Annotated in this window: 17 protein-coding genes and 2 tRNA genes; 10 read left to right on the top strand and 9 right to left on the bottom strand. The window is 62.3% G+C overall.

Annotated elements, in window-relative coordinates:
* Positions 1–102 precede the first annotated feature (102 nt).
* Positions 103–1,008, top strand: a complete 906-nt coding sequence (locus SLT36_RS27635; protein ID WP_432285143.1) for an EamA family transporter — start codon at positions 103–105, stop codon at positions 1,006–1,008.
* Positions 1,009–1,012: 4 nt separating this feature from the next.
* Here SLT36_RS27635 and phhA read toward each other — a convergent pair whose 3' ends face one another.
* Positions 1,013–1,846 carry a phenylalanine 4-monooxygenase gene (gene phhA, locus SLT36_RS27630; protein WP_432285142.1) on the bottom strand — a complete coding sequence of 278 codons (834 nt, stop codon included), beginning with the start codon at positions 1,844–1,846 and terminating at the stop codon, positions 1,013–1,015.
* Between the two features lie 132 nt (positions 1,847–1,978).
* Between phhA and SLT36_RS27625 the strand changes: the two genes are divergently transcribed.
* Complete coding sequence (locus tag SLT36_RS27625) at positions 1,979–2,455, top strand: Lrp/AsnC family transcriptional regulator (protein WP_115733974.1); 477 nt, start codon at positions 1,979–1,981, stop codon at positions 2,453–2,455.
* A 7-nt stretch (positions 2,456–2,462) separates the two neighbouring features.
* Here SLT36_RS27625 and SLT36_RS27620 read toward each other — a convergent pair whose 3' ends face one another.
* The gene (locus tag SLT36_RS27620; RefSeq protein ID WP_432285141.1) at positions 2,463–3,245 is read right to left on the bottom strand and encodes a DUF1194 domain-containing protein; all 783 of its coding nucleotides are present in this window, start codon (positions 3,243–3,245) and stop codon (positions 2,463–2,465) included.
* Between the two features lie 160 nt (positions 3,246–3,405).
* On the bottom strand, positions 3,406–4,308 hold the full coding sequence (argB, locus tag SLT36_RS27615; protein ID WP_172582946.1) for an acetylglutamate kinase: 903 nt from the start codon (positions 4,306–4,308) through the stop codon (positions 3,406–3,408).
* Positions 4,309–4,487: 179 nt separating this feature from the next.
* On the opposite strand from argB, the gene SLT36_RS27610 reads away from it, so the two are divergent.
* The 5 genes from SLT36_RS27610 (at position 4,488) to SLT36_RS27590 (ending at position 7,614) form a co-directional block, all read left to right on the top strand.
* Complete coding sequence (locus SLT36_RS27610) at positions 4,488–5,027, top strand: sigma-70 family RNA polymerase sigma factor (RefSeq protein WP_432285140.1); 540 nt, start codon at positions 4,488–4,490, stop codon at positions 5,025–5,027.
* Positions 5,024–5,755 carry an anti-sigma factor gene (locus SLT36_RS27605; protein WP_432285139.1) on the top strand — a complete coding sequence of 244 codons (732 nt, stop codon included), beginning with the start codon at positions 5,024–5,026 and terminating at the stop codon, positions 5,753–5,755. Before SLT36_RS27610 ends, SLT36_RS27605 begins: the two co-directional genes overlap by 4 nt.
* Positions 5,756–5,945: 190 nt before the next feature.
* Entirely contained in the window at positions 5,946–6,497 is a 552-nt protein-coding gene (locus SLT36_RS27600; protein ID WP_432285138.1) for a fasciclin domain-containing protein, read from the top strand.
* A 194-nt stretch (positions 6,498–6,691) separates the two neighbouring features.
* Positions 6,692–7,189, top strand: coding sequence for a peptide-methionine (R)-S-oxide reductase MsrB (gene msrB, locus SLT36_RS27595; RefSeq protein WP_432285137.1), 498 nt, complete (start codon positions 6,692–6,694; stop codon positions 7,187–7,189).
* Positions 7,190–7,281: 92 nt separating this feature from the next.
* Positions 7,282–7,614 carry an antibiotic biosynthesis monooxygenase family protein gene (locus tag SLT36_RS27590; RefSeq protein WP_432285136.1) on the top strand — a complete coding sequence of 111 codons (333 nt, stop codon included), beginning with the start codon at positions 7,282–7,284 and terminating at the stop codon, positions 7,612–7,614.
* A 38-nt stretch (positions 7,615–7,652) separates the two neighbouring features.
* On the opposite strand, the gene yihA is transcribed toward SLT36_RS27590, so the two are convergent.
* The 5 genes from yihA to rpmH form a co-directional block, all read right to left on the bottom strand.
* Complete coding sequence (gene yihA, locus SLT36_RS27585) at positions 7,653–8,315, bottom strand: ribosome biogenesis GTP-binding protein YihA/YsxC (RefSeq protein WP_067965613.1); 663 nt, start codon at positions 8,313–8,315, stop codon at positions 7,653–7,655.
* A complete protein-coding gene (locus SLT36_RS27580) occupies positions 8,312–8,950 on the bottom strand; it encodes a CatB-related O-acetyltransferase (protein WP_432285135.1) in 639 nt (212 codons plus the stop codon). Before SLT36_RS27580 ends, yihA begins: the two co-directional genes overlap by 4 nt.
* 362 nt (positions 8,951–9,312) lie before the next feature.
* Positions 9,313–11,130, bottom strand: a complete 1,818-nt coding sequence (gene yidC / locus SLT36_RS27575) for a membrane protein insertase YidC (protein WP_432285134.1) — start codon at positions 11,128–11,130, stop codon at positions 9,313–9,315.
* 9 nt (positions 11,131–11,139) lie between these two features.
* Positions 11,140–11,508 carry a ribonuclease P protein component gene (gene rnpA / locus SLT36_RS27570; protein WP_067965606.1) on the bottom strand — a complete coding sequence of 123 codons (369 nt, stop codon included), beginning with the start codon at positions 11,506–11,508 and terminating at the stop codon, positions 11,140–11,142.
* Positions 11,509–11,524: 16 nt separating this feature from the next.
* Positions 11,525–11,659, bottom strand: coding sequence for a 50S ribosomal protein L34 (gene rpmH / locus SLT36_RS27565; RefSeq protein ID WP_008833937.1), 135 nt, complete (start codon positions 11,657–11,659; stop codon positions 11,525–11,527).
* Between the two features lie 355 nt (positions 11,660–12,014).
* Here rpmH and SLT36_RS27560 point away from each other — a divergent pair, with 355 nt between their 5' ends.
* From SLT36_RS27560 to SLT36_RS27550, 3 genes are all read left to right on the top strand, one after another.
* Positions 12,015–13,502 carry a sensor histidine kinase gene (locus SLT36_RS27560; protein WP_432285133.1) on the top strand — a complete coding sequence of 496 codons (1,488 nt, stop codon included), beginning with the start codon at positions 12,015–12,017 and terminating at the stop codon, positions 13,500–13,502.
* Between the two features lie 111 nt (positions 13,503–13,613).
* Positions 13,614–13,690, top strand: a tRNA-Arg gene (locus tag SLT36_RS27555).
* Positions 13,691–14,354: 664 nt separating this feature from the next.
* Positions 14,355–14,431, top strand: a tRNA-Arg gene (locus tag SLT36_RS27550).
* A 91-nt stretch (positions 14,432–14,522) separates the two neighbouring features.
* Here the strand turns inward: SLT36_RS27550 and SLT36_RS27545 are convergent.
* Positions 14,523–14,699 (bottom strand): hypothetical protein, encoded by a 177-nt coding sequence (locus tag SLT36_RS27545; protein WP_432285132.1) that lies wholly within the window; start codon positions 14,697–14,699, stop codon positions 14,523–14,525.
* Positions 14,700–14,904 lie beyond the last annotated feature (205 nt).

Genomic DNA, 14,904 nt, shown 5'->3' with positions numbered 1-14,904 from the left:
GATCAATGCATCACCCCGAAAATCGATTCCGAATTGCGGGGTGATGCTGTAGACGCGGACATGCGGCCGCTCCGGCCGTCTTCAAGCCGACACTGAACCGACATGCCATTGTGGATCCCCATCACCATTGCCGCCGCCTTCCTGCAGAACCTGCGGTCGGTGGTGCAAAAGCACCTGAAAGGGGTGATGGGCACGACCGGTGCCACATTCGTGCGCTTCGGTTTCGGCTTTCCCTTCGCGCTTGCCTTTGTCGGGGTGCTGCATTTCGTCGTCGGCTACGAACTGCCGGCCCTGAACAGGACGTTCTTTGCCTGGGCGGTGGTCGGCGGCCTGGGCCAGATCGCCGCGACCTTCCTGTTGATCCACCTGTTCTCGTTCCGCAACTTTGCCGTCGGCACCGCCTATTCGCGCACCGAACCGGCGCAAGCGGCGTTGTTCGGGCTGTTGTTCCTCGGCGAACGCGCGACGGCGGGTGCTGTCGCGGCCATTGCCATCAGCGTCTTCGGCGTGATGCTGATCTCTGTCGCCCACACCGCATTCACAGCGCGAACGCTGGTGACCTCGGTGCTCAGTCGCAACGCGCTTATCGGTCTGGCCTCCGGTACGTTCTTCGGCATTTCGGCGGTCGCCTACCGTGCGGCGTCGCTGGCGCTCGGCGGGCCGAACTTCATGATGCAGGCGGCGGTCACGCTCGCCGTCGTCATCGTCTTCCAAACGCTGATCATGCTGGGCTGGATTCTGTGGAGGGAGCGCGACGAGCTGCCCCGCATCGCCAGGGCCTGGCGGCCGGCGCTGTTCACCGGTCTCGTCGGCGCCTCGGCTTCGTTCGGCTGGTTCATGGCGATGACGTTGCAGCAGGCGGCGATCGTCAAGTCACTCGCCCAGATCGAGATGCTGTTCACCTTCGCGTCGAGTGTCTTCTTCTTTCGCGAGCGCATCAACCGGCTCGAAATAGCCGGTTGTGCGCTGATCGTCGGCGGCATCCTAGTGCTGCTCGCTCTGGGCTGAGAGCCTAGACCGTCGCTGGATCGCGCGGCGGCTCGCCTTTCCAGCGCTTGATGATGCCGGCGAGGTCGCTGTTCTGGAAGGCATCCTTCAGCGTGTCGAAGGACGGCAGCACGAAATAGGCGCGCTGGAATTTGTCAATCTCGTAGGTCGTGCGCATCACCGTTTCGATGTCGAACGGCACCTGGTGCGCATCGGGGCTTTCAACAGCGAATTGCAGCTCGGTGAAGGACGACATCAGGCCTGCGCCGAAGGCCTTCAGCGGCTGGCCGGGTTCCTGCATCAGGCCGTATTCGGCCGTGTACCAGTAGAGCCGTGTGATCATTTCGTCGCCGCCGAGCGCGATCAGATCGGTCGCCTTCTCGCCATACATCTGCATGAAGTCGCCGAACACCGGCTGGCTCAGCACTGGCACATGGCCGAAGAAGTCGTGGAACATGTCGGGCTCGACGATGTAGTCGAGCTCGTCGCGCGTCCTCAGCCAGTTGGTGACGGGGAAGCGACGGTTGGCCAGGTGGTCGAAGAAGGGTTGCGCCGGGATCAGCCCGGGCACCGCCACGATCTCCCAGCCGGAGAGCTTGCGCAGCTTGTCACTGACGTCATGAAAGTCCGGAATGCGGTCGACCAGGCCGAGCGCCGACATGCCGTCAAGATAGGATTTGTGCGCCAGCCGCTGGGTCAGGCTGGTCTGGCGGTCGCACAGAGTGCGCCACACATCCTGCTCGGCAGCGCTGTAATCGTATTTCTGCTCGACGGTGAAATCCGGACGGCAGACGCTGTAGTCGCCGCGTAGCCCCTGGTCCGCGCACTCCCGTGCATAGTCTTGAACGCTCACGCTCATGTCCGATCCTCCCCGGAAACAGCTTCGATGAAGGAATCATAGGCGCTGGAGGCGAGCGGAATTCACCTCTTTGCGAGTGTTCGATGTTGTTTTGAGGTATATTTACCCAAATCTCCAAAATGGATGGTGAAAATGCCTCAGTTTGATGAGTTCGAGATCAGGATGCTCGACATTCTCCAGCGCGATGGACGCAAGCCGGTTTCCGAGATCGCGCAGGAGATCGGCCTGTCCAACACGCCATGTGCCCGACGTTTCGAGGCGCTGCAGGAAGCCGGCGTCATCAAGGGCTTTTCCGCCCGCATCGGACGCCGCGCCGTCGGCCTCATGGTCGAGGTCTTCGTCCAGGTCAGGCTGGTCAGCCACAGCGACGATTCGCCGGAAAAGTTCATCGCCGCCGTGCAACGCATGGACGAGGTCTCGGCCTGCTGGACGATGACCGGCGACTACGACTTCCTGCTGCATGTCATGGTGCCCAATGTCGACGACCTCAACGCCTTCGTCATGCACCGGCTGATGCGCCTGCAAGGCGTCCGCGACGTCCACACACAGCTGGTGCTGCAGAACATCAAGGGCCCCGGCCACGTGCCGCTCGCGCATTTGCGGGGCTAGGGAGCGACTAGGGATCGGGATAGGTGAGCGGGTAGCGCTCGCCAACGAGACAGTTGACGGGTTTCGAGGCCTGGATTTTCAGCACGCCGGGTGCATCCGCGATGCCGCCGACTTCGAGCACGAGCTTGCGGCGGATGGCCGTGACGAACTCGGATGCGAGGTGGATCGGCAGCACGAACGAGCCCGGCCCGCCGGTGACGCATTCGGCGTAATAGCGGTCGATGTCTTCCAGGCTGCCCGTCGGCCGGACGAGGATCGGCAGGCCGTTGATGACGATGCCCTTTGCAACCGCATTGTTGCGGGCGACCTCTACCGGCGCTCCGAGGTTGTTCGGTCCGTCGCCCGAAATGTCGATGACCTTCTTTTCTCCGCGGAAGACATTTTGCTCCAGCAGGTTGGCACCGAATGCCACCGCATTCGAGATCGACGTGCCGCCGGATCCGCCGATGGGCTTGACGGCGAGGGCGGAAGCGAAGGCATTGGCGCTCGCGGCATCGTCGATGATCTGCCAGGGGATCACCGATTCTGGCCGCACGTTTCCCGCCCACTCGAAATAGGTCACCGCGATGCGGCCGCGCGAGCCCGCCAGCACGGCATTGATGAAGTCGGGGTGGCGCAGCGCCTTGACGTAGCCGGCGCGCTGAAGCGCAAACTCGCCTTCGTCCATCGAACTCGAAACGTCGACGGCCAGCACCAGTTCGACATCCACCGTCCGGTCGTCCACGTCGATGGTCGGCGTGGCAGGCAGTTCGCAACCCGTGCAAAGGATCAGCGCCAGCGCAGCCAGCATTGTTCATCGTCCGAGGGACCCGGAGGTCAGTGTGTGTCAACGCAGGGAAAATGAAAGTCGCAACGCTTCAAGGCTTCGTGATTACGAGGCCTGCTCTTGAAACGACAAGGCCGGCAAAAGCCGGCCTGTCTTTGCGCACTGGGCAGGTCAGTCCTGCTGCTTACGGAACGATCAGCGTTCCCGCGCCGTGCTCGGTAAAGAGCTCGAGCAGCACCGAATGCGGCGTCTTGCCGTTGAGGATGACGACACCTTCGACGCCGCGCTCGATCGCCTCGATGCAGGTCTCGACCTTGGGGATCATGCCGCCCGAAATCGTGCCGTCCTTGATCAGCGCCTTGGCGTCGGCAACCGTCAGTTCGTCGATGAGTTTCTTGTCCTTGTCGAGCACACCGGGCACGTCGGTCAGGAACAAGAGGCGCGACGCCTTGACGGCACCGGCGATGGCACCCGCAAAGGTATCGGCGTTGATGTTGTAGGTGTGGCCGTCGCGGCCGGGCGCGACAGGCGCCAGCACCGGGATCATTTCGGAACGGGCCAAGAGGTCGAGCAGCGTGCGGTCGACTTCGACCGGCTCGCCGACGAAGCCGAGATCGATCACCTTCTCGATGTTCGAATCGGGGTCGACCATGGTCTTCTTGGCCTTTTCGGCGAAGACCATGTTGCCGTCCTTGCCGCACAGGCCGATCGCCCACTCGCCTTCGGCGTTGATCAGGGCGACGATCTCCTTGTTGATCGAGCCGGCCAGAACCATCTCGACGATCTCGACGGTTTTCTGGTCGGTGACGCGCAGGCCGCCCTCGAATTTCGATTCGATGCCCATCTTGGTCAGCATGGCGCCGATCTGCGGGCCGCCGCCGTGCACGACGATCGGGTTGACGCCGGACTGCTTCAGTAAGGCGATGTCGCGGGCGAAGGCGCGGCCGAGCTCTACATTGCCCATGGCGTGGCCGCCATATTTCACCACGACGGTCTTGTTTTCGTAGCGCTGCATGTAGGGCAAGGCCGCGGAGAGCAGGGCAGCCTGCATTTCGGCGGTGGCGGCGACGTTCGTCGTCATCGGCATGGTCCCGGATCGGTGGAAAAGGTCGGCGCGGTCTTAACCGGAAACCGGGCAGGGGGCAAATGGTTCGATGGCCTTGGCACAAAAGCCGTTTTGCTGGCGCGCGGCGGAAAATGGTTGCATGTCGCCCGGCCCTTTAAACAGCAGTTGCAAATAGTTCCGCGCCACGTAACTTGGCGTGCATGACCCCGCACGACATCACAAAGCTGATTGTTCGGACCTCGATGAAGGACCGTGCGGCCTTCGATTTGCTCTACCGGCAGACGAGCGCGAAACTTTTTGGCGTCTGCCTGCGTGTATTGAACGACAGGGCAGATGCCGAGGAAGCGCTGCAAGAGGTCTTCGTCAAGATCTGGACGAAAGCGGACCGCTTCGCAGTTTCTGATCTCAGCCCCATTTCGTGGCTCGTAGCAATCGCGCGCAATCATGCGATCGATCGCATACGGGCGCGGCGTCAGGCGCCTCTCGCGATCGACGAGGCGCTCGAGGTCGCGGACCCGGGGCCGGGGCCAGAGGCTGCAGCAGTGGCGGGCGGTGAAGCCGAGCGCATCCATGGCTGCCTGGAGGAACTTGAAAAGGACAAGGCTGCCGCTGTCCGCGGTGCCTATCTCAAGGGGGAGAGTTATAACGAACTCGCGGACCGCCATGGCGTGCCGTTGAACACGATGCGTACCTGGCTGCGCCGCAGCCTGCTCAAACTCAGGGAATGTCTGGAAAGATGACGCTCGCGCAAGACAATGGACAGGAACGTGGAGGCGACGACCTAGTCGCTGCCGAATACGTTCTCGGCGTCCTGCCTGCCGACGAGCGGCGTCAGGCCAGCGCCCGCATCGACGGCGAGCCTGGTTTCGCCCGCATGGTCGATCAATGGGAAGTGCATTTTTCCCCGCTCGCCGCGGCCTATCCGGAGATCGAGGCCCCGGCCTCGGTGAAGCCGGCGATCGACCGCAGGCTGTTCTCGGGAACCGCCACGTCGCCGGCACCCAGTGCGCAAGGCTCCGCGGGCCTGTGGGCCAGCCTTGCCTTCTGGCGCGGCCTGGCAACGGCGGCGGTCGCAGCCCTGTCCATCTACATTGCTGTTCCTTACATCAATCCGCCGGCCCAATTGCCGCAGGAGCGCATGGTCGCCTCGCTGGCTGCCGATGGCAGCGACGTCAAGTACATGGCGATGTACGACGCTGGCAGTGGCCAGATCGGCCTTTCGCACGTCTCCGGCGAGCGCGCCACCGGCAGGGATTTCGAACTCTGGATGATCGAGGGCAGCAACGCTCCGGTCTCGATGGGCGTCATCCCGGTCGGATCGACGATCCATATCGACGTCGATCAGGCGATGCGTGACAAGCTCGCCGCAGGCGCCGTGCTTGCCGTCAGTCTCGAGCCGACGGGCGGCTCGCCGACCGGTCAGCCGACCGGTCCGGTCGTTGCCGCCGGCGATCTGCGCGACATCTGATCCAGAAAAATTTGCTCGAATTTGTGGCGGGCTGAAACTTTTCCCCTGTGAAGATCGTACCTATAAGGTTTGTCAAAGATTAAGTTGAAAGAAATGAAATATTTTTCTCTAGAAAGTGAAACTAACTAATTTCGTGTACCGTAACTCCTTGTGCCTTTCCATCTAGGGAAACAACCCAAGGAGTTACAATATGCGTAAGATCTCTCTCGCTTTGCTCGCCGGTGCCTTTTCCGCTCTCGCCACCTTCGCCTATGCTGAAAACCCGATGGTTGGCGGTGCCGCGATGTTCGCCGACAAGAACATCGTCGAAAACGCGGTCAATTCGAAGGACCACACCACGCTCGTCGCTGCCGTGAAGGCTGCCGGCCTGGTCGAGACGCTGCAGGGCAAGGGCCCGTTCACCGTTTTCGCACCGACCAACGAAGCCTTCGCCGCACTTCCGGCCGGCACGGTCGAGACCCTGCTCAAGCCCGAGAACAAGGACAAGCTGACCAAGATCCTGACCTGCCATGTCGTTGGCGCCAAGGCGATGGCTGCCGATGTCACCAAGATGGTCGCCGATGATGGCGGCGCCCACAAGGCCAAGACCGTAGGCGGCTGCGAACTGACGCTGAAGGCCGATGGCGGCAAGGTCACGGTGACCGATGAGAATGGCAACGTCGCCAATGTCACGATTGCCGATGTCGAGCAGTCGAACGGCGTTATCCATGTCATCGACAAGGTTCTGCTGCCCAAGATGTAAGCCCGGGGGGCAGCGTGGTTGTGCGACGCTGTCGCTCCCTGAGGCGCGCGCAATCGGCAAAGCGCCCCGCAACGGTCAGCGTTGCGGGGCGCGGCCTGTTGTGCGCAAGCTTGTCGGTTTTCGCGCCAAACCCTCAAGCCCTGTTGATTTCGTCGTGATGCGGCGCCGGCCTATGGTCGGCTGGGAGAAATGCCATGGACCGCCGTACATTCTTGCTGGGCAGTGCCGCGATCGCCGTTCTTGCCGGCTTCGTCGTCTCGAGGCGATTGACCATCGCCGACCAGGCATTGGCTGAAAACTTCGAAGTCACCAAGACCGACGCCCAGTGGCGCGCGATCCTTTCTCCCGCCGCCTTTGCCGTGCTGCGCCAGGAGGACACCGAGCCGCCGGGGTCGAGCCCGCTGCTCAACGAGCACCGCAAAGGCACCTTCAACTGCGCCGGCTGTGACCTGGCCGCCTATTCGTCCGCTACCAAGTTCGATTCCGGCACCGGCTGGCCGAGCTTCTGGGATGCGCTCCCCAATTCGATCGGCACCAATGTCGATACCTCGCTGATGATGACCCGCACCGAAGTTCATTGCCGCCGCTGCGGCGGTCATTTCGGCCACATCTTCGACGACGGGCCACCTCCGACCGGAAAGCGCCATTGCATCAATGGGCTGGCACTGACGTTCCGCCCTGCCGCGGCCTGACCTTTTCTCGAAAAATCCCCTTGACCTCAAGATATATTGAGGTTGCATCAATGCGCTCTCACGAAATCCCGAATGGAAAAAGGAGAGCGGAAATGATCCAGAATATAGAGAACGATCAGAACGGCCCGGTGGCGTTCGTCAACATCTTCACCCTGAAGCCGGGCAAGCTGGACGAGTTCATCGCGTTGCAGAAGATCAACCTGGACCGTTCGATAGGCAATGTCCCGGGCTGGCGCGGCAGCCGGCTGCACCGGGCGATCGACGGCAATACGGCGATCATGATCAGCACCTTCGACACGGTTGCCGATCATCAGCGGGTTCATCAGACGCAAGGCTTCGCCGAACACATCGCCAAGGTCGGGCCACTGATCGAAAGCGTGACGCCGGCCTACTACCAGGTCGTCCACGAAGTGACGCAGGCCTGAGGCCGGTTGCCTCAGGCAACATGCGATGGCGGCCCTGATCAGCCGCCGTTGACCACCAGCGCGATCGCCGCGCGCAGTTCGTCCAGGCCTTCGTTCTTCTCGGACGAGGTCGCAAGAACGGTCGGGAAGGCGGCGGCGCGTTTCTTGATCTTGAGCAATGTGTCTTCGATCAGCGGCTGCACGCCTGCGGCCTTGATCTTGTCAGTCTTGGTCAAGACGATCTGGTAGGAGATCGCGGCCTTGTCGAGCAGGGTCAAAACCTCCTCGTCGTTCTTCTTGATGCCGTGGCGGGAATCGATCAGCAGGTAGACGCGCTTGAGCGTCACCCGGCCGCGCAGATAGTCGAACACCAGCTTTGTCCACGCGTCGACCTGTTCCTTCGGCGCCTGGGCGTAGCCGTAGCCGGGCATGTCGACCAGCGCCATCGGCGGCAGGTCGCCTGCCTCGCCGGAAAAGCCATCCGGGACGAAGTAATTGAGCTCCTGCGTGCGCCCCGGCGTGTTCGAGGTGCGGGCCAGGCCGCTGTGGCGAACCAGTGCGTTGATCAGCGACGACTTGCCGACATTCGAACGGCCGGCGAAGGCGATCTCCGGTGGCCCTTCCGGCGGCAGGAACTTCATGGACGGCACGCCGCGGATGAAAACCCACGGGCGCTTGAAGAGCTCGGCATCCACCGTGCGATTGGTCGTATGTTCGTTCAAGCCGCTGCCTCCAGCAGAGAAATATCCGAGCCGCGAATGGCCTTGAGGTTGCGGCCGATCTTGTCCACCGGCCAATCCCACCAGGCAATCGTCAGAAGCCGTTCGATGGTCTTGTCGTCGAAACGCTTCTTGACCACGACGGAAGGATTGCCGGCTACGATCGCATAAGGCGGTACGTGTCTGCTGACAACCGATTTCGCAGCAATGATGGCGCCGTGGCCGATATGAACCCCCGGCAGGATCACCGCTTCCATGCCGATCCAGACATCATTGCCGAGCACCGTGTCGCCGCGGACCTCCTGCTGCCAGGTGGCAAGGTCGAAGCCTTCCTCCCAGCCATGGCCGAAAATGTTGAACGGATAGGTCGAAAAGCCGGACATGGCGTGATTGGCGCCGTTCATGATGAAGCGCGCGCCTTCGGCGATCGCGCAGAACTTGCCGATGATCAGCTTGTCGCCGATGAAAGGGTAGTGGTGAAGCACGCATTTCTGCTGGAACAGATCGGGTCCGTCGGGATCGTCGTAGTAGGTGAAATCGCCGATCTCGATGTTTTCGGCGTCGACGAGCGACTTGAGGAAGCCGACACGCTTGTGCATCGGGATCGGGTGCTTGAGCGAAGGGTTAGGTCCATGCATGGCATTTCGTCCCCATTGATACACCTCCCTACCAGTATAGCGCGATCCGCGACGAAGACATCGGGTGCGATGATCTTGGAACATGTGGTTCTTGGATAGCTGAAGGGCCGGCTTGTTCGGCCGAGCTGCAAACCGGGGTTCCGCAAGGGCTTGCAGAACCCCGGCCTTTGCCGAGACGGTTCAATTCTGACCGGGGGGGATGGTCAGAGACCGCCACCCCGCAGGCTGATGCTTGAGAGGCATTGCTCAGCTACGCAGCAAGCAGGAAAAAAGTTTCAGCCCTCGGTTGAAGAAAATTCAGAGTCCTCAATGCGAAAAGCCCCGGAGTTTCCGGGGCTCTTCGGTTCGTCTCGACGGTCCGGCTATTCGGCCGGTGTCGGTTTCTTCTTGAACAATGCCATCAGATTGTCCCAGAGCTCGATCTTGGCGCCCTGGCGCTTCATGATCACGCCCTGCTGCAGGATCGACAGGGAGTTGTTCCACGCCCAGTAGATGACAAGGCCCGCCGGGAACGATGCCAGCATGAAGGTGAACAGGATCGGCATCCAGGTGAAGATCATCGCCTGGGTCGGATCCGGAGGCGTCGGGTTCATGCGCATCTGCAGGAACATGGTGACCCCCATGATCAGCGGCCAGACGCCGATCATGAGGAAGGCGGGAACGCCCCAGGGCAGCAGGCCGAACAGGTTGAACAGCGAGGTCGGATCCGGAGCGGCCAGGTCGTGGATCCAGCCGAAGAACGGTGCATGGCGCATTTCGATGGTGACGTAGAGCACCTTGTAGAGCGCGAAGAACACCGGGATCTGGATCAGCACCGGCCAGCAACCGGCCAGCGGGTTGATCTTCTCGGTCTTGTACAGCTCCATCATCGCCTGCTGCTGCTTCATCTTGTCATCCGCGTATTTCTCGCGGATTTCCAGCATCTTGGGCTGCACCATCTTCATGTTCGCCATCGACTTGTACGACTTGTTGGCGAGCGGGAAGAAGATGGCCTTGACGATGACGGTGGTGGCGAGGATCGCCAGACCGAAATTGCCGAGCAACTTGTAGAGCGTGTCGATGAGCCAGAACATCGGCTTGGTGATGAAATAGAACCAGCCCCAGTCGATCAAGAGGTTGAACTGGCGGATCTGGCGGTCCGCTTCATAGGCGTTGATCTTGGCCACTTCCTTCGCACCGGCGAAGACCAGTGTTTCGACGGTGGCTGACTGGCCAGCCGCGACCGTGATCGGGTCGGTCATGAAGTCGGCCTGGTAGCGTGGGCGGCCGTCCGCGAAATAGGAGAAGCGCGGCTGGAACGGCTGCTTGGCCGAAGGCACCAGGGACGCGGCCCAGTACTTGTCGGTGATGCCGAGCCAGCCGTTGGTCGACTTGCCGGGCAGGATCTGCTTGTCCTCCTCGATCGTCGAGTACTTGATCTCCTGCAGGCCTTCCGTGCCGGTGACGCCGATCAGGCCTTCGTGCAGCACGTAGGTCGAGGCATGCAGCGGCTTGTCGAAGCGGGTCAGGCGGCCGTAATTCGAAACCGCGACGTCGGCGGCGCCGGCGTTGGTGACCGTGTCGGTCACCGTGAACATGTAGTTCTGGTCGACGGCGATGGTGCGCTTGAAAGTCAGGTTCTTGTCGTTGGTGTAGGTCAGCGTGACAGGGGTTGCCGGCGTCAGCGTGGCATTGGCCTCTGCCGTCCAGACGGTATCGGGCCCGGGCACGGCGCCCGTGGCTTCGGAGCCGACGAAGCCGATCTCGCTGTAGAAGCCGGAGGGCAGGGCCTGCGGGTTCAAAAGCTCGATGACAGGCGAATTCGGTTCGACCGTGACGCGATAGTGTTTGAGGCTGATGTCGTCGATGCGCGCGCCGGTCAGGTTGATCGAGCCCTTGAGGCTTGGCGTGTCGACCGGGATGCGGCCGGAAGCCGCGAGCGCCTGGGCGCGGTCGGCCACGGCGACCTGGGTCGTCGGTGCGCCGGGGACACCGGCCTGAGGCGTCGCGGGCATGCTGGCGCCAGCGCCCGGTGCGGCACCGGGCTGCGCGGCCGGCGTCTGCTGAGCCACGCGCTCGGCCTCGATGCGCGCGGCTTCGCGCTGCGATTCGACGCGCGGGTTCATGTAGAACACCTGCCAGAGCGTCAGGATCAGCACCGACAAGGCGATGGTGATGAAGAAGTTACGGTTGTTTTCCATCGAAAGCCCTTATCGCGTTCCGCGAATACGCCGAGAAAGTTCGGCCGTTATCTGGCCGAAGGGGGCGGTGAGCACGTCTTCGCGCCCGACGATCACATAGTCTTTGCCGGCGGCCATGTCACCTGCGGCATGTGTACGAACGGCTTCCCTGAGGCGCCGCTTGACGCGATTGCGGACAACCGCGTTGCCGACTTTCTTGGTGACGGTGTAGCCGACCCGCGGCCCCGCACTGTCGTCGCGATCCAGAACCTCGACGAGAAAAAACCGCCCGCGCCGCTTGTCACCGCGGCGGACGGCCAGAAACTGTTTTCTTTTCAGAAGCCGTTCGGGGCCGCGTCCATGCGGAGCAGACCCCTCTGGCTTGCCGTCAGCGGGCAAGGTTCCCGCCTATGGCTTAGGCGGAAAGCCGCTTGCGGCCGCGGTTGCGGCGAGCTGCGACGACGCCGCGACCACCCTTGGTTGCCATGCGAGCACGGAAACCATGACGGCGCTTACGGACGAGTTTGGACGGCTGATAGGTACGCTTCATTTGTTTTTACACCGCGGCGTGCGGCCCTTCTTGATTCTGTCACTTTGTAACAGGAGCTTGGCTCAGCTTGCTTCGACGCGATCAAAAACCGCGACGGAAGCGGGTCCCGAGCGTGTGCGGGCTTATAGAAAGAAGGTACCGCGAAGTCAATCCGCCCGTGCCGGCGCCACCGAAGGTTGATTCCTGCTGTCAGCAGCAGACAGGGGATAGCGTCCCGGCTCTGACATTTTGCAGTGCGGAATTTGCAACTGCGTTGTGATCGCCTATCTTTGCCATAAAGGGGATGCAAGGCAGTTCGTGCTCATTTTAGTCCGAAGCGCATCATTCTCGCACTGGCCTCGCAGCAAAGAACAGCATGACTGAAGCAGCCGATACCGGTGTATTTCCCGGAAAACAGGCGGACCGTGCGGTTCCGCTTTCGCGCGGCCTGTCGGCCAAGCTGCTGCTGCTGACCATCGCCTTCGTACTCTTCGCCGAAGTGCTGTTCTTCCTGCCCTCGGTCGCAAGCTTCCGCATTCGCTGGCTCGAAGAGCGTCTGGCCACTGCAGCCGCCGTCGCCACGATCCTGGTACAGGGCGACCCGACCACACTTTCCCGCGCCGCCCAGAACGACGTGCTGGCGGCGATCGGCGCCAAGGCGATCGCCGTTCGCGATGGCGGCGTGTCCCGCCTGCTTGTCGTCGCCGACATGCCGCCCGAAGTCGACGAGCATATCGACATCGCCAAGGAAGGCGTGCTGGACTCGATGCCCGACGCCATCGACACGCTGCTGTTCGGCGGCAACCGCATGCTTCGCGTCTATGGCCGGGTCGGCGAGAGCGCCAAGGAGTTCGAACTCGTCATCCCGGACTATCGGCTGCACCGCGCCATGCTCGCCAATGCGCGCTACATCGTCTTCGTCTCGCTGCTGATCTCGCTGTTCACCGCGGCACTCGTCTATGCCGCCATCGACCGCATCATGATCAGGCCCATCCGCACCATGACACGCTCGATGCTGACCTTCTCCGATGCGCCGGACAATCCCGCCGGCGTCATCGTGCCCGAAGCCCGCTCCGACGAGATCGGGCTCGCCGAGCGCGAACTGGCGGCGATGCAGACGCATCTGCAGCGGATGCTGCACGAACAGAAGCATCTCGCCGACCTTGGTCTTGCCGTATCGAAGATCAACCACGACATGCGCAACATCCTGGCCTCGGCGCAGCTGATGTCCGACCGCTTGCGCATGGTCAAGGATCCTGCCGTGCAGGCTTTTGCGCCGAAGCTGCTGAGGACGCTCGACCGGGCGGTCGCCTATTCCGAGAACGTGCTGTCCTACGGCCGCGCCCAGGAGCCGGCGCCGGCGCGCCGACGCCTGCGGCTGAGCCAACTGGTCGATGACGTCCACGGCCTGCTCGGCCTCGAGGCCGAGCAGGGCATCGAATTCTTCAATGCCGTCGATACCGAATTCGAGATCGAGGCCGATCCCGACCAACTATTCAGGGTGCTGACCAATCTGTGCCGTAACGCCGTGCAGGCCATGGCGGGTGCCGCCGACAGCGCCATCGTCAATCGCCTGACCGTCTATGCCGAGCGTGAGGGCAGCGTCAGCCGCATCCTGGTTGCCGATACCGGCCCTGGCCTGCCGCAAAAGGCGCGCGAGAACCTGTTTGCCGCCTTCCGCGGCTCGGCCCGCAGCGGCGGCACCGGTCTTGGCCTCGCTATCGCCTACGAGCTGGTGCGTGCCCATGGCGGCCAGTTGGAGCTTGTCGAGAGCGCCGGCGGTCGCACAGTGTTTGCCGTCACCATTCCCGATCAGCCGGTTCGCCTCGATGAGGCGCGCCAGGGCATGCGCCGTCCGGCCTGATCAAAAAACTTTGCCGGCGGCGGCTTGCATTTCCCAATTCGAGCCGTTAGGTAGCGCCGGTCGCTGCAGTCGATTGACCGCAACGTGTTGGCCGTTCATTCGGCCTGATGCGCGCCCGTAGCTCAGCTGGATAGAGCACCAGACTACGAATCTGGGGGTCAGAGGTTCGAATCCTTTCGGGCGCGCCATCTTCCAAGCCGCAACGTCTCAAGTCTCCTGGCCTGGCTAGAGGTCGGTCATCTTTATGCCGCGTCGGATTTGCTGCGCCACCAACTCGATGAGGTTGAGGAGTAGGACTTGCCCGCCCGGGTACGTCGACGTCTAAACCAGGTGCCACCATGGGTGACTAAGAACCAGGAGTGGCTGGAGCGCACTGCCTCTCCCATCCGGACGGCCACCAGTCTCCGCGCAGGTGCCCGTGGTCGTCGTCGGTAATCCAGGTTAGCGGCTCCGCGCTTCAAGTCTTCGCATCGGCGCAATGCCCATTCCAGCATCGCCAGTGTCATGAAACCAATTGTTGTTTCGTCTGCCTGCTGCTCGCGCCAGCAGAGCGCCTGACGGCATCGCTGCCATGACTGTTGCTGCGCTGGACGGCATCAAGGGCATGCAAGGTGCCGCGCTGGCCTCGACAATGGCACAAGGCTGTTCAGCAGCGGTAGCGCCGCCAGCCGATCGATGAAGCTGGAGCCTGCCTGCCGCAAGCGCCTCTCGTTGCGTCACGGGGCGCCGACAGCTTTTCCCAGAAAGTTTGAACAGGGCGGCTTGCAATTCGCCAAGTCAGCGGCTAGTTAGCGCCGGTCGCTGCGGTCGATTGATCGGAGCGTCCCGGCCGTTTCCTTGATGGCCTGTTGCGCGCCCGTAGCTCAGCTGGATAGAGCACCAGACTACGAATCTGGGGGTCAGAGGTTCGAATCCTTTCGGGCGCGCCATTTTCCCGCACCAATGCAGTCAGGTCACTTCACTCCAGACTGGGCCTTGTCTATTGCCTGCTCGCCCTGAGGCATTTCGCTGGCCCGTCGTTCAGCTGACCGTATTTTCCTTCTTGTGCTCGCAGTCGTGGCCGCTGCCCTGGCCGCCCGGCTGCGGACAGTTTTCACCGGTGCATTCCTGGGCTTGGGCGCGAGTGATCGCTGTCGGCCCGCCGGCACTGGCGACCAGAAGAATGGCGGTCGAGAGGGTGAAAAGGAGCAGGCGCATGACATCTCCTTGTGGCTGGGGCGGCTAAATGCCGGCGCGAAGGCCGGTTGGCGCGGCATGATCGACGTCGCGCGGCAAGTGGGTTGCCCTAGCGGCAGCATAGCGCAACTTGCCTTGCGGTAAAGCGCTGCTCCGCGGGGCTGACGATGGGGAAACAATGCCGCAGGGCGGCAGTGCGTCGCCATCGTATTTGCATTTGCCGCGC

The organism is Aminobacter sp. BA135, from assembly GCF_050859125.1.
Classification (GTDB): Bacteria; Pseudomonadota; Alphaproteobacteria; order Rhizobiales; family Rhizobiaceae; genus Aminobacter; species Aminobacter ciceronei.
Note: the sequence above shows the minus strand (reverse complement) of the source record. Positions and strands in the feature narration are given on the sequence as shown.